13 protein-coding genes and 1 tRNA gene are annotated in these 12,961 nt (G+C 40.9%); 5 read left to right on the forward strand and 9 right to left on the reverse strand.

From position 1 onward, the window contains the following. Positions 1-1,945 (reverse strand): glutamate synthase central domain-containing protein (locus B4F99_RS13800; protein ID WP_290759000.1); only part of this gene is annotated, 1,945 nt, incomplete at its 3' end. Positions 1,946-2,239: 294 nt separating this feature from the next. Between B4F99_RS13800 and B4F99_RS13805 the strand changes: the two genes are divergently transcribed. Both B4F99_RS13805 and B4F99_RS13810 read left to right on the forward strand, forming a co-directional pair. Beyond that, a complete protein-coding gene (locus B4F99_RS13805) occupies positions 2,240-3,082 on the forward strand; it encodes a transporter substrate-binding domain-containing protein (protein ID WP_058705360.1) in 843 nt (280 codons plus the stop codon). Positions 3,083-3,084: 2 nt separating this feature from the next. Further along, complete coding sequence (locus B4F99_RS13810) at positions 3,085-3,762, forward strand: amino acid ABC transporter permease (RefSeq protein WP_290759004.1); 678 nt, start codon at positions 3,085-3,087, stop codon at positions 3,760-3,762. A gap of 83 nt (positions 3,763-3,845) precedes the next feature. On the opposite strand, the gene B4F99_RS13815 is transcribed toward B4F99_RS13810, so the two are convergent. After that, entirely contained in the window at positions 3,846-5,018 is a 1,173-nt protein-coding gene (locus B4F99_RS13815) for a putative bifunctional diguanylate cyclase/phosphodiesterase (protein WP_290759008.1), read from the reverse strand. After that, positions 4,993-5,688: a hypothetical protein gene (locus B4F99_RS13820; protein WP_290759010.1), complete on the reverse strand. Its 696-nt coding sequence runs from the start codon at positions 5,686-5,688 to the stop codon at positions 4,993-4,995. The genes B4F99_RS13815 and B4F99_RS13820 overlap by 26 nt, the downstream gene beginning before the upstream one ends. A gap of 145 nt (positions 5,689-5,833) precedes the next feature. Here B4F99_RS13820 and B4F99_RS13825 point away from each other — a divergent pair, with 145 nt between their 5' ends. Next, complete coding sequence (locus B4F99_RS13825) at positions 5,834-6,463, forward strand: FMN-dependent NADH-azoreductase (protein WP_290759012.1); 630 nt, start codon at positions 5,834-5,836, stop codon at positions 6,461-6,463. On the opposite strand, the gene B4F99_RS13830 is transcribed toward B4F99_RS13825, so the two are convergent. The 6 genes from B4F99_RS13830 to B4F99_RS13855 all read right to left on the reverse strand — a co-directional run bounded on the left by B4F99_RS13830 (position 6,460) and on the right by B4F99_RS13855 (position 9,893). Further along, positions 6,460-6,720 carry a hypothetical protein gene (locus B4F99_RS13830; protein ID WP_290759495.1) on the reverse strand — a complete coding sequence of 87 codons (261 nt, stop codon included), beginning with the start codon at positions 6,718-6,720 and terminating at the stop codon, positions 6,460-6,462. The two genes, B4F99_RS13825 and B4F99_RS13830, sit on opposite strands and share 4 nt — an antisense overlap. A 12-nt stretch (positions 6,721-6,732) precedes the next feature. Continuing rightward, the gene (locus B4F99_RS13835; RefSeq protein ID WP_290759015.1) at positions 6,733-7,608 is read right to left on the reverse strand and encodes a helix-turn-helix domain-containing protein; all 876 of its coding nucleotides are present in this window, start codon (positions 7,606-7,608) and stop codon (positions 6,733-6,735) included. Between the two features lie 47 nt (positions 7,609-7,655). Next, positions 7,656-8,561 carry a helix-turn-helix domain-containing protein gene (locus B4F99_RS13840; RefSeq protein WP_290759018.1) on the reverse strand — a complete coding sequence of 302 codons (906 nt, stop codon included), beginning with the start codon at positions 8,559-8,561 and terminating at the stop codon, positions 7,656-7,658. Next, the gene (locus B4F99_RS13845; RefSeq protein WP_290759021.1) at positions 8,558-9,451 is read right to left on the reverse strand and encodes a helix-turn-helix domain-containing protein; all 894 of its coding nucleotides are present in this window, start codon (positions 9,449-9,451) and stop codon (positions 8,558-8,560) included. Before B4F99_RS13845 ends, B4F99_RS13840 begins: the two co-directional genes overlap by 4 nt. A gap of 88 nt (positions 9,452-9,539) precedes the next feature. Then, positions 9,540-9,610: transfer RNA gene (locus B4F99_RS13850), tRNA-Thr, on the reverse strand. An 85-nt stretch (positions 9,611-9,695) separates the two neighbouring features. Then, positions 9,696-9,893 carry a hypothetical protein gene (locus tag B4F99_RS13855; RefSeq protein WP_035407347.1) on the reverse strand — a complete coding sequence of 66 codons (198 nt, stop codon included), beginning with the start codon at positions 9,891-9,893 and terminating at the stop codon, positions 9,696-9,698. A 156-nt stretch (positions 9,894-10,049) separates the two neighbouring features. Between B4F99_RS13855 and B4F99_RS13860 the strand changes: the two genes are divergently transcribed. Both B4F99_RS13860 and putP read left to right on the forward strand, forming a co-directional pair. Then, complete coding sequence (locus tag B4F99_RS13860) at positions 10,050-11,225, forward strand: MalY/PatB family protein (RefSeq protein WP_290759024.1); 1,176 nt, start codon at positions 10,050-10,052, stop codon at positions 11,223-11,225. 260 nt (positions 11,226-11,485) lie between these two features. Further along, positions 11,486-12,958, forward strand: a complete 1,473-nt coding sequence (gene putP, locus B4F99_RS13865) for a sodium/proline symporter PutP (protein ID WP_290759027.1) — start codon at positions 11,486-11,488, stop codon at positions 12,956-12,958. The last annotated feature ends 3 nt before the right edge of the window (positions 12,959-12,961 follow it).

The raw sequence follows: 12,961 nt of genomic DNA on the forward strand, positions 1-12,961 counted from the left end.
AACCTTCAACGATCAAGCTGAGATTTGTTCGTAATCCCTTACGGATCAGCGCATGATGAATCGCACTCGTTACTAAGAGGATTGGCATCGGTAATGCTCCAGGGCGAACGAGACGATCCGATAACGTCAATAATTCATACCCGTTTTGTGCAGCGGTCACAGCCTCATCAACGATCATGTCAAGCGCTTCTTCAAGCGAGTCGGTGAACGTCGTTGAGATCGTTTTCTGCTTAAGTCCACATTGTTTAAGCACATGGGCTTCGTCTGGTCGCAGGATCGGCGTCTCTAAGCGAACACGACGACAGTTCGCACGGTTCGGCGTCAGCAGCTCCCCTTGTCGACCAAGCCATGTTAGCGTCGAGGTGACGATCTCTTCGCGTAACGCATCGATCGGTGGATTCGTGACTTGTGCGAATAGCTGTTTGAAATAACGGAACAAGGATTGAGGACGTTCACTTAAGACCGCTAGCGGTATGTCCGTTCCCATCGCGCCTAACGGATCCTTTTGTTCTTCGACGAGTGGAATCAAGTATTGATCGATATCTTCACGCGTGTATCCAAAATGCCGCTGTTTCGTTCCAAGTTCAATGAGTGTTTCCTTGAAGTCGTTACTTGAGAGGGAAACGACTTCTTGAGCGAGCCACTCCGCGTAAGGGTGACGTGTCGCTAACTCCCGCTTGATCTCTTCATCTGCGATTAACTGACCGGACGCAAAATCGAGTAAAAGGAGTTCACCCGGTGCTAATCGTTTTTTGTACAAAATGTCTTGTTCACGAAGAGGGAGTACTCCTGCTTCTGACGACAACATGAAATGACCATCGCGTAACAATACATATCGCGCCGGGCGTAAACCGTTTCGGTCAAGCGTCGCACCAATCTGTTTTCCGTTCGTGAAGACGATGGCAGACGGACCATCCCACGGTTCCATCATGCTACTGTGATACTCATAGTACGCGCGCTTCGCCGGTCTGATTTCGGCATGTTCGAATGGTTCCGGCACGAGCATCAGTGCTGTCTCAGCGAGAGAAAGACCTGACAGATGAAGAAACTCAAACGCATTATCAAGCATTGATGAGTCGCTACCTGTCTCATCCAATATCGGCAACACTTCCTCTGCCCGATTACCGTACGTCGTCTCAGCAAGTCGACGTTCTCGACCGCGCATTGCCCGGATGTTTCCTTGCAACGTATTGATTTCGCCGTTGTGAATCAAATAACGGTTCGGATGGGCACGTTTCCAACTTGGGAACGTATTCGTACTAAAACGTGAATGCACAATACCAAATCCTGATTGATAACGTTCGTCTCGTAAGTCATCGAAGTAAGCACGCAATTGATCCGTCGTCACGAGTCCTTTGTAAACGATTGTTTCACTCGAGCTACTCAGGACGTATTGTTCAAGACCGAGTTGCTCCGATTCACGTTCAAATGCGCGACGAATCAAAAAGAGTGTTCGTTCAAATGTCAATCCTTCCATCGCCTGTGCACCAATGAAACATTGACGAATGACTGGCTCCGTGCGGCGGGCACCCGACCCAAGCACTTCGGACTGAACAGGTACGGTACGCCATCCTAAGACGTCTTGTCCTTCCGTCAAAATGATTGACTCTAACGTTCGTTCGAGTCGCATCCGTTCCCGTTCCTCACGTGGTAAGAACATCATGAAAACGCCATAATCCCCTTTTTTAGGGAAGGAAATGTGACGAACCGTTTCACGAAATAAACGATCTGGTAATTGCGTTAAAATACCCGCCCCGTCTCCGGTTTTCGCATCGCTTCCTTGTCCACCACGGTGTTCCATTTGACAAAGCATGGCCAATGCATGTTCAACGATTTCATGACTCGCTCGTCCTGTTTGATGTGCGTAAACCCCGATCCCGCACGCATCATGTTCCATACGAGGGTCGTATAATCCCTGCTGTTCAGGGTATTGATGAAATGTCATAGTAGCACTCTCCTTGCCTTCTTAATTTTCTGTATATTCAGTTAAATTATACTTTACACCCTTTTATGTTTATTCGCTACTATGCATAATCACCATTTTGTTCAACCTCTAGAGATAGAATTACCATATATCAACATTGATAACGCTTACATAAACTTGGATATTCATTCAATATTTTTTTTGGTTGAATTCTACACTTTGTGCGCGTATTACTTTGCCCGAACATATGATTCCGTGGTATTTTTAACTATGAAAAGAGTTATTGATCATGGAAATAAAGAGAGGAATAATACGATGAAAAAAACAATGCAATTTACGGGTCTCTTGATCGCAGGAAGCTCGATCTTATTAAGCGCATGTGGTCAGCAAGAGGAGAAGGCAACCGCATATGACAAGATTCAAAAAGAAGGAACGATTGTCGTCGCTACGGCTGGTACACTTTATCCGACATCTTATCATGAAGAGAAAAACAATAAGTTGACTGGATTCGACGTTGAAGTCGTCAAAGAAGTAGCCAAACGACTTGATTTGAAAGTGAAATTCAAAGAGATGTCATTCGACGGTATGTTGACAAGCGTCAATACAGGTCAAGTCGATCTTGCCGCCAACGACATTACGATCACCGATGATCGTAAAGAAAAATTCGCGTTCTCAAAACCATATAAATATACGTATGGTACGGCAATCGTTCGTAAAAGTGATTTGTCAGGCATCAAGTCTCTCGAAGATCTAAAAGGAAAAAAAGCTGCCGGAGAAGCTACAACGACGTATATGCAGATTGCTAAAAAATATGGTGCAAAAGAAGTCACGTACGATAACGCGACGAACGATCAATATCTACGAGATGTCTCAAATGGTCGAACAGACGTCATCTTGAATGATTACTACTTGCAAACACTCGCTGTCGATTTCTTCAAGGACTTCGATATTACGATTCATCCTGATATCGCTTATAATCCAAGTCAGGTTGGTTTAATCATGGATTTAGATAACAAGGAACTTCAATCCAACATTAACGAACAACTCGATAAAATGAAGGAAGACGGCACGTTAAAGGAAATTTCGAAGCAATTCTATGCTGGAAAAGATGTCTCCCAAATGCCTGACGTCAAAACGACAATCGTCGATGTGAACTGACGATGTCTTCGATTGATTGGCGGTCCGTCTTCAATCCGGAATTGGCGGTCGAATCGTTTCCATATATTTTAAGTGGACTTGGACAAACATTATGGATTTCTTTGCTCAGCATGGCGATTGGTCTTGGAATTGGGTTAATTCTTGCCCTTTGTCGTCTCTCTCATTTTCGAGTATTGCGTATTGGAGCGAGCGCCTACATCTCATTTATGCGTGGTGTACCCATCCTTGTGCTATTGTTCATGTTGTATTTCGGGCTGCCAGTCATCAATATTCAACTGAACGCGTTGACCGCTGCGATTACTGGTTTTAGTTTAAACAGTGCGGCATACATGGCAGAAATCATTCGTTCTTCCTTACTCTCGATTGATCGTGGGCAGGAAGAGGCAGCGGCGTCCCTCGGTTTATCTAGGTATCGGACGTTTGTTGGCATCATTTTGCCACAAGCGATTCGAATTGCCATCCCACCACTTTCGAACGTCTTGCTAGATCTTGTCAAAGCTTCGTCGCTTGCTGCCATGATTACTGTCCCTGAAATTTTTCAAAAGGCAAAAATCGTTGGAGGGCGTGAATTCGACTATATGACCGTCTATTTTGTCGTTGCGTTCATTTACTGGGGTATATGTTCATGTATCGCAGTCATCCAAGAGATTCTCGAGCGTCGTTTTGCCCGGTATCTCTGATTTATTATCTCGTATATGGTAATACAAACAGGCGATGGACATGATCCTTCGCCTGTTTGTATTTTCAATTGTTTGATATCTGTTTAGCCTTCTCGATACATGGCTAAAAAATGTTCTAATTGTTGCGGCTGAAGCGGTCGATAGAATAGATATCCTTGTAACGTATGACACCCCATCTGTTCGAGCAATGTTGCCTCTTCTTCAAGTTCGATTCCTTCTGCTACGATTGTCATATTTAATCGTTTTCCTAATTGAATGATTGTCTCGATCATTGCTCGTTTCCTTTCAGAATGAATCGCTTCTTGAACGATTTCTTTTGGAATTTTTAATTGATCGAATGGTAGTTCCACGAGTGGTTGCATGGATGAGAATCCAGTTCCAAAATCATCAAGAGCGATTCGAATGCCATACAAATGGAGTGCGTTTAATGTTTCGATAATTTGCTCGGTTCCTTCGATAAAGATATGTTCTGTCATCTCGATTTCAAGTAGGGATGGAGGAAAACCTGTTTGCTTTAATATAGTGAGCACTCGATTCGTAAAATCAGCTTGTCGTAATTCCCACGGTGAAACATTAACCGAAATCGTTAGAGGTTCCTTCCCTTCCTCCAACCAAGCTTTTCCTTGAAGACAGGCTAGACGCATGACCCATCGCCCTAATGTCTCAATAAATCGTGTTCTTTCCGCGAGTGGAATGAACTCAACTGGTGGAACAAGACCGTATTCCGGATGATTCCAACGAATTAAAGCCTCTACACCTGTAATTTGACGCGTTCTCGCATTGACTTGAGGTTGAAATAAAATAAAGAAGTCTCGATCCAATTCTGCATCATATAAATCGCGCGTTAACTGGAGTGCTCGCTTCCGTTCATTTTGTATTGCTAAGTCTGTGATCGCATACGTGTTCTTTCGATTTGCTTTGGCTGTGAATAGTGCAATCTCCGCGTCATTGATGACATGGTCCGTCGATTCATCATTGATATAGGAAACACCAATACTCGCAGTAACATTGATTTGCTTAAAGTCAATTTGTACACGTTCTGATACACTTGATAAAATATCGTCACAGAGGACTCGTGCATCATGATGATAAGGCGCATGCAGTAAAAAAGCACTACCGCTCGCTTTCGTAATCGTACAATCTGAAAAACGATTCATCAATCGTCGACCAATGATGTGTAATGAACGGTCACCAGTTCGGTAACCGAATGCATCATTTACTGTTTTGAAATCATCCAAATCCACGAGACAAATCATATCGCCATCTTGTTTTTTTTTTATCTACTTCAATGACAAACGAAGAGCGGTTTGGTAAACCTGTCACGGGATCCGTAAATGCTTGTTCCTGTAAACGGGCTAAGTATTCAATATTTCGTTCAAGACGGGTAACATATTGATTATGGATCAGTAAACTAATGATCGTCGCAATCAAGATAAGTCCAATACGCGCGATGTGATCGGATACAAACATCGAAGTGTTTTCAAGTGATGGAGTTTGATACCAAATATAAAGAAGAGAAACCGTCGTGATGCTTGTTGCGTACAGTAGCATCGTTCGGTTGATGACGACTAAGGAAGCTAATATGAATAGAAGGGCACATGCCCAAACTGTCTGGACTCCCCTACCGATGAATGGATGATAAATATATGGAATCAATAAAAAAACGCTAGACATCATATGTGGCTTTAGTCGGTCTGACAATGTACTTTTACCGACGAAGTATTGAACACTCCCAGCACTCGCAATGACAAGTGCACGTATCCAATCCTCCCCTTTTAAACCATAACTACTAAATGTATTGGCAACGATATATAAAACGGCACCACAACTCGTCAAAATAAAAATGATCATTCCGAACAATTGATAATTTGCCCGAATTTCTCGATGATATTGCTGACTATTGGAAGAACGTCGCTGTGTATTCACCGCCATCCCCTCTTTCAAGTTCCTGTCGTTTATTTTCCTTATCAGAACCAAAATAAAACTTGAATTTTCTAAAAATAATAAAATAATGGGAAGTCATGATTTTAAGCAAAATGGGAATAGATAGGTATAGAAAGGAGCGATCACTATGTCTCATTTACTATTCATCGAAGCAAACGATAGCATACATCAAAAAAAAGGCATCAGTTCTGAATTAAACGATGCCTTTCTGAATGCTTATCGTGAAAACCATCCTGAGGACAAAATTACGGTTTTGAATTTATTCGAGGAACGTCTTCCCTTCTTTGACCTAAAACTTGCGAACGCGGCAGGGCGGCTATTTAAAGGGGAAGAATTAACTGGAGATGATGCGACTCATGCACAACGGCTTCAAGAATATCTAAACGGATTCTTAGATGCCGATAAAGTTGTCTTTTCATTTCCGATGTGGAACTTAACGGTTCCGGCACCGCTTCACAATTACATGGATTATCTCGCCCAGGCTGGTCAAACGTTTCGTTATACAGCCGAAGGATCGATCGGACTTGTTGAAGACAAACAAGTGCTGTTGATTCATTCACGCGGTGGTGATTACTCGACAAAAGAGAAAGCCCCAAGTGAACACGCGGTTCGCTATATGTTAGACTTGTTAGCATTCTTTGGGATCAATGATGTATCAACTGTCATTTTAGAAGGACATCAGCAATACCCAGATCGTGCATCTGAATTGATCGAACAAGCGCTTCAAGAGTGCCGACAATTCGGTCGTTCGTTTTAAATTGGGAATAGAACATATTCTGCATATTCTTCCAGAAGACGTTTTTCATGAATCGGCATATCAAATGCACAAAATAAGGAATAGGCCATCGTAAAATCACGCTGGATATCTGAGAGATCACCATTTAATTGCTGCTTAAAGTATCCCCTTTGAAAGTAAAAGTGACCTAAGAAATGACCGTCTTCCAACTGAACATTCTCCTGAATACCTTGTTCGGTGATTTTTAGACCAGCAAGGTATTTTTTTGTAGTGAAAATTGTTACAAAAAATTAGAACTTAAATAATATATATTGCTCCTTCATACGTAGAATCATCTGTTTTCGAACGTCGTGCTCAAACGCGTGAAACAATGTATAGGCGACGGAATACTGTTTTTGAAGTGACATCTCATCTTCACCTGACTGTTCGTGATAGTGCGCGAGCTGATAATAAAAATGTCCAAATAAAAATGTATGATTATGCAGCAAACATAGTTTATATCCTTTCTTAGCGATGGCGATACTGTCCTCAGACTTCCCTTGGTATTCAAGAATCTGACAATGATTAAAATAAATTTTTAATAGCGCATTCAGATGATTATTCGACTGAAGGATTTCAATTTCATTTTCCAATTCCTGATATACGGATTCCGTTAAATGAAATAGATCCTTTTCTGAATACATATTTGCAATCGCCATTTTGATTCGAATGAACAATTGAATGGAATGCGACCACACTTCTTTTTCATTCAACAAGTTGCTGAGTAGGCTCGCAGCTGTCCGAAAATCAATCCGATTTTGTTTTAAATCAATGATCGTCTTGATGTAAATTTTTAAAATATCTACTTCGACGATTGCATCCACTTCCTGCTGGTTGATTCGTTCCATTGCCTCTTGGTACTTTTCCTCTCGAAGCAAGTCGGATAAGAATCGATCCAGCTGAAAGAACTTTTCTTCATCTGTATGTTCTTGAAATAACAACGAGATGGGAACTTGCAACCTTACAGCCAGTTGTTGTATTAACTCAACAGTCGGAGAATTTAAGCCATTTTCAATTTTACTAATTTCAGCCTGACTGCATAAATTAGCGCACAGTTCATTTTGAGAATACCCCTTTTGAACACGAAATCGTTTTAAGTTTTCTCCAATTGGATTGGCTTTAACCATCTTATCAAATCCTCCAAATACTTTAAAACGTCACATCGTATCTTAAATCATGATTCGTGTTTAGCGGTAGATTCGAAAGTAAACAATAAATATTCTTTCTTCAAGTCAACGACTAATTGTTTCGTCGTTTGAAATTCAAATGCGTGAAGCAATGTATAGGCTAATGTATATGTTTTTTGAAATAAGCCGTTATTGACGGATTCTTGATAATTACCTAATTGAAAATAAAAATGACCTAAAAGAAAGGTTTGTTGAGAATCTAAGCATAAATTAATCCCTTTTTGAATAAACACGTTCGCTTCTTCAAACATGTCTTGATACAAAAGAATTTGAGCATGATTAAAATAAATTTTTATCAATGAAGTGACATATAATGAACTTCCGATTTTTTCTAAAGACGCTTCAATGTCGAGATATGCACTTGTAGTTAAATGATACAACTCATGTTCAGCATATAGATTGGCAATTGCTGTTTTAATCCGAACAAAAAAAGAAATAGATTCATTCCAAACATCATATTCGCGTATTAGATTACTTAATAAGGAAGTCGCCGTTCTAAAATCATATTGATCTTGTTTCAGATCCACGATGATTTGAAAGTAAGTACTTAATATGATTAAATTCATATTCTCGTTATAATCATAGTTTGAAATGAATTGTATGATTTGATCAAAATTCTCTTCTCGAAGTTGATCCGAAACAAATTTATCAAAAAACTCAATCTCTTCATTAGCTTGAGGATCCTCAAATAAAAGTGCAATTGGACTATTTAAACGAGAGGCAATTTTTTGTAATAATTCTACGGTTGGTGAATTTAAGCCATTCTCGATTTTACTGATTTCAGCTTGGCTACAAATATCTTCACATAGTTCATTTTGAGTCATATGCTTTTCGATACGCAATTGTTTAATCTTTTTACCAATTGACGAAGTTAAATTTTCCAAATTCATCATTTCCCTTCACTTCTGTCGATAGGGAATAGTAATAAATCTGATAAATGTGTTTCAAGAATTTTTCGGTATGCGTGATTGTTTGTCGCAGTAAAAAATGAGTAAGCAATCGTGTAAGCTTCTTTAACACTTTTCTCAGGAGCGTTTAATGATTCTAAAAAAAAGCCCTTTTGATAATAGAAATGACCAAGGTATGTCAAATCTTGTATTTCTTTAGTTTCTTCTATGACTCGTTCTACTTCTTGTAACCCTTCCTCGAATCGCTTTAATCTGTATAAGTTACGTAAATAGTTGTATATGATTTTCATTCTAATTTTTTTATATTCTCGCGTCTGATAATGTAGTTTTAGTAATTCTACGTAGATTTGATGGGAATGCATGTAATCTTCATGATTCGTATACAATACAGCGATTGCCATTTGAATTCGAGTATAGAGAAGAAATGATTTTTCTTCTAACTTTTCTTCGCTGACTAATTTTAATAAAGCAGAAATGCATGTTCTAAAATCGATGTTTCCTTTTTCATATAATAGTAATTTTCGATGATAACGAATTAACACTTGAATTTCAAACGCTGTATTTGATTTCGCATATTCTTCTAAATCTTTGTCCATAGATGAGTAATTTTTCTCTCTCATATGGCGTAACATTTTTTGATCAATCTCATTTAATTTTTGTGACACGATCTCATCTTCAAAAAACAATGAAATCGGAATGCGCAGTCTTCGACAAATTTGCTGTAGTAAATCAATCGTCGGAGAATTTCGACCATTTTCGATTTTGCTGATCTCAGCCTGACTACAAATTCCTTCACAAAGTGCTTTTTGTGTCATTCCTTGTTTTTTTCGTTCTTGCTTGATCTTATCGCCAACAGAATGAATGACTGGATGCATGAAGTTCACTCCTCAATCAAAGATGAATCCATCATAAAAAAAGTCTTTCGTTTCAAGTATATATCACTTGAGACGAAAGACGCATGTATGCTTCCGGCGAGAATCGAACTCGCACTGCAGCATTACCATTGCTGAGGTCTGCCATTAACCTACGGAAGCTTGTAAAATCTGTTTCTAGTATAACTTATAAAAAAAGACAAGACAAGAAGTCGACGTGATTTCCACGCAACTCCTTGTTACTTTTTTACAGTGTCGTTTTTGTTAATGAATTATCATAGACGACTAAAACCGAATAATGTTCATCCGCTTTAGACGCGACGAATGTTGAAAATTTCAACGTAATGATGGCGTTTGACCCAACACCGTTGTTCTCAAAAAATTCGTTCAATCGTTCTTCTAATTCTTCAGGCGTTCGCCCGACAACTACTTTAGAATGTAACATGATCATCACTCCGTTCTGTTATGGTAGGTTCGAGTTAAATAATTGCCTGATCGAATAAATGTTAAACCTTTTATTTTCCGACTTGCTCCTTCCTCTCTTTATCCGCTATGGTGAAATAGAGCAGTTTAACTTAAAAAGAATAGGAAGTGAAGTCTGATGGAGCAGATTAATTTCGATGAAACGATTGAGAAACGAAATACAGGATCCGTCAAATGGGACGGACTTCATTCACTTTATGGATCCGATGAGCTGATTCCGATGTGGGTCGCCGACATGGATGTCCGTCCACCGCATCATCTCACAGAACGATTGACAAGACGTGCTGCTACAGGTCAATTCGGTTACTCGATGTTTGAAGACGAAGCAAAACGAGCGATTCAGCATTGGTTTCAAAAGCGGTATGACGTATCAATCACTACTGATTCCATTCTTTATTCAAGCGGTGTCGTTCCTGGACTTGCGCATACTGTCCTAGCATTGACTGAACCAAGTGATGAAATCATCATCCAAACACCGGTCTATCCTCCATTTCATCAAATCATTCAGTCTAATCAACGACAACTCATTGAAAGTCCGCTTCTTTTAGACAGTGAGACGTACCAGACCGACTTTCCACTTCTCGAACGACAAATGCGAACAGCACGTATGATGATTCTCTGTAGCCCGCATAATCCAAGCGGTAAAGTCTATCCGAGAGAAGAATTACAACAAATCGTCGAACTCGCGAAGCAATATGATGTTTATCTTGTATCCGATGAGATTCATGCGGACCTCGTCTATACAGGTTCCGTGCACACGCCTATTCTTGGTTTGGATTATGAAAAACTCATTTTAGTAAGTGCACCATCCAAAACGTTCAATATTCCGGGTCTCTATGCGTCTTATCTGATCGTACCTGACATCTCGATTCGTCAACAGATCGAGCGTATCCAGCAGCGTCATTTCGTTCACCCGAATGCATTAGCTTCAACTGCTATTACAGCAGCGTATGGTGATGTTGCGAGTGAGCAATGGCTTTCACAATTACTTGTGTATTTAGAAGGAAATCGTGACCATGCCATCCGACGGTTTCGCCAAGAGATGCCAAAATTAGACGTCGTCATTCCAGAAGCAACTTTCCTGTTGTGGATCGACTTCAAAGCACTCGAGCTAGATAGTAAAACACGAGCAGATTGGCTCGTCAAGGAGGCAAAAATCGCTCTAACGCACGGTTCTTCGTTCGGATCTGGTGGCGAAACGTTTGAACGTTTAAACATCGGCTGTCCTCGTGCTCAATTAGATCAGGCAATAGACCGTTTAAGCGCCGCATACCAACGGTTTTGGACCAATTAACATCACATAAATGATCCTAATTTATTGGGGTCATTTATTTTTTATTCAATCATTCTGAATATTTCAAATTGATGAACTTCAATAGGGACTAAAACCGTCCCAATCCCTTAAGGCACTAGGCGTAGCGGCACTTTTCATGAATTTGACGTGACTTGCAAAGTCGTTTTATCCCCTGTAAGGTGGGGAACATATCATTTGGCGAACAAGTCAATACATGCTTGATCGCTGAAAAAACTATTGCATTTGGAGGATTTAACTTTATGACGCAAGAATGGATTTCGATCATCCTGTATCTTGTTCTCATGTTGGCAATCGGTTATTTTGCCTACAAGCGAACGACGAATACAGAAGATTACATGTTAGGCGGACGCGATCTCGGTCCAGGTGTCACAGCACTCTCTGCTGGTGCATCGGATATGAGTGGATGGATGCTTATGGGACTTCCCGGCGCCATGTATGCAACAGGTGTATCAGCCCTTTGGCTCGCACTTGGTTTATTGATTGGATGTTACGTAAACTATATCGTACTCGCACCACGTTTCCGTCTCTATACGGAAATGGCAAACGACTCAATTACGATCCCTGATTTCTTAGAGAATCGCTTTGAAGACAAATCACGCGTGCTTCGTACCGTATCAGCACTCGTTATCATCATCTTCTTCACGTTCTACACATCAGCTGGAATCGTCTCAGGCGGAAAACTATTTGTCAGCTCATTTGGATTTGATTACCATTATGGTATGCTCTTGACGATTGCGGTCGTAATCGCCTATACACTTTTCGGCGGTTTTCTCGCAGTTAGTTGGACCGATTTCGTCCAGGGCTGTATCATGTTCATCGCACTCGTGCTTGTTCCTGTCGTCGCATTGACAGACGTCGGCGGAATCGATGGTGCGTACAACTACGCTGAAAAATTAGACCCTTCGTTATTTGATCCACTTAAAGGAACAACAGTTCTTGGAATCATCGGATTCCTTGCTTGGGGACTTGGTTACTTCGGTCAACCACACATCATCGTCCGCTTTATGGCGATTCGTTCTGTTAAAGATTTAAAAAGTGCCCGTCGCATCGGAATCGGTTGGATGTTCGTCTCGATTCTTGGTGCCATGATGACAGGACTCGTCGGAATTGCCTATTTCGAAGGTCAAGGGAATGGACTTGGCGACCCGGAAACGGTCTTTATCCGCTTCTCTGACGTACTGTTCCACCCTTATATCACTGGGTTCTTGATGGCTGCGATTCTTGCAGCAATCATGTCGACGATTTCATCACAGTTGCTCGTTACTTCGAGTGCGTTGACAGAAGATTTTTATAAAACGTTCTTGAAAAAGGATGCAACGGATAAACAACTCGTCTTAACAGGTCGAATTGCTGTTCTTGTCGTAGCAATCGTTGCAAGTGTACTCGCTTGGAATCCGTCAGCGACGATTCTTGCACTTGTCGGTTACGCTTGGGCTGGATTCGGTTCTGCCTTTGGTCCGATCCTCTTGCTTTCTCTCTACTGGAAACGGATGACGAAACAAGGTGCACTGGCTGGTATCATCTCAGGTGCCTTGACTGTCATCATCTGGGTTCAACTCGGACTTAGTACGACGCTTTACGAAATGGTACCTGGATTCTTCACAAGCTTGATCTTTACGGTCGTCGTCAGCTTGATGACGAAACAACCGGTCAGTGCCGTTCAGGAAACGTTTGAAGAGATGGAAGACGAATTAAAAGACGCTGTTCAATAATCA

Source organism: Exiguobacterium sp. UBA3491 (assembly GCF_002377745.1).
Taxonomy (GTDB): domain Bacteria; phylum Bacillota; class Bacilli; order Exiguobacteriales; family Exiguobacteriaceae; genus Exiguobacterium_A.

Coding starts and splice junctions, on each gene's coding strand:
- B4F99_RS13805 (WP_058705360.1), top strand. CDS start 2,240: ATGAAAAAAACAATGCAATTTACGGGTCTCTTGATCGCAGGAAGCTCG.
- B4F99_RS13810 (WP_290759004.1), top strand. CDS start 3,085: ATGTCTTCGATTGATTGGCGGTCCGTCTTCAATCCGGAATTGGCGGTC.
- B4F99_RS13815 (WP_290759008.1), bottom strand. CDS start 5,018: ATGATTTGTCTCGTGGATTTGGATGATTTCAAAACAGTAAATGATGCA.
- B4F99_RS13825 (WP_290759012.1), top strand. CDS start 5,834: ATGTCTCATTTACTATTCATCGAAGCAAACGATAGCATACATCAAAAA.
- B4F99_RS13835 (WP_290759015.1), bottom strand. CDS start 7,608: ATGGTTAAAGCCAATCCAATTGGAGAAAACTTAAAACGATTTCGTGTT.
- B4F99_RS13840 (WP_290759018.1), bottom strand. CDS start 8,561: ATGATGAATTTGGAAAATTTAACTTCGTCAATTGGTAAAAAGATTAAA.
- B4F99_RS13845 (WP_290759021.1), bottom strand. CDS start 9,451: ATGCATCCAGTCATTCATTCTGTTGGCGATAAGATCAAGCAAGAACGA.
- B4F99_RS13855 (WP_035407347.1), bottom strand. CDS start 9,893: ATGTTACATTCTAAAGTAGTTGTCGGGCGAACGCCTGAAGAATTAGAA.
- B4F99_RS13860 (WP_290759024.1), top strand. CDS start 10,050: ATGGAGCAGATTAATTTCGATGAAACGATTGAGAAACGAAATACAGGA.
- putP (WP_290759027.1), top strand. CDS start 11,486: ATGACGCAAGAATGGATTTCGATCATCCTGTATCTTGTTCTCATGTTG.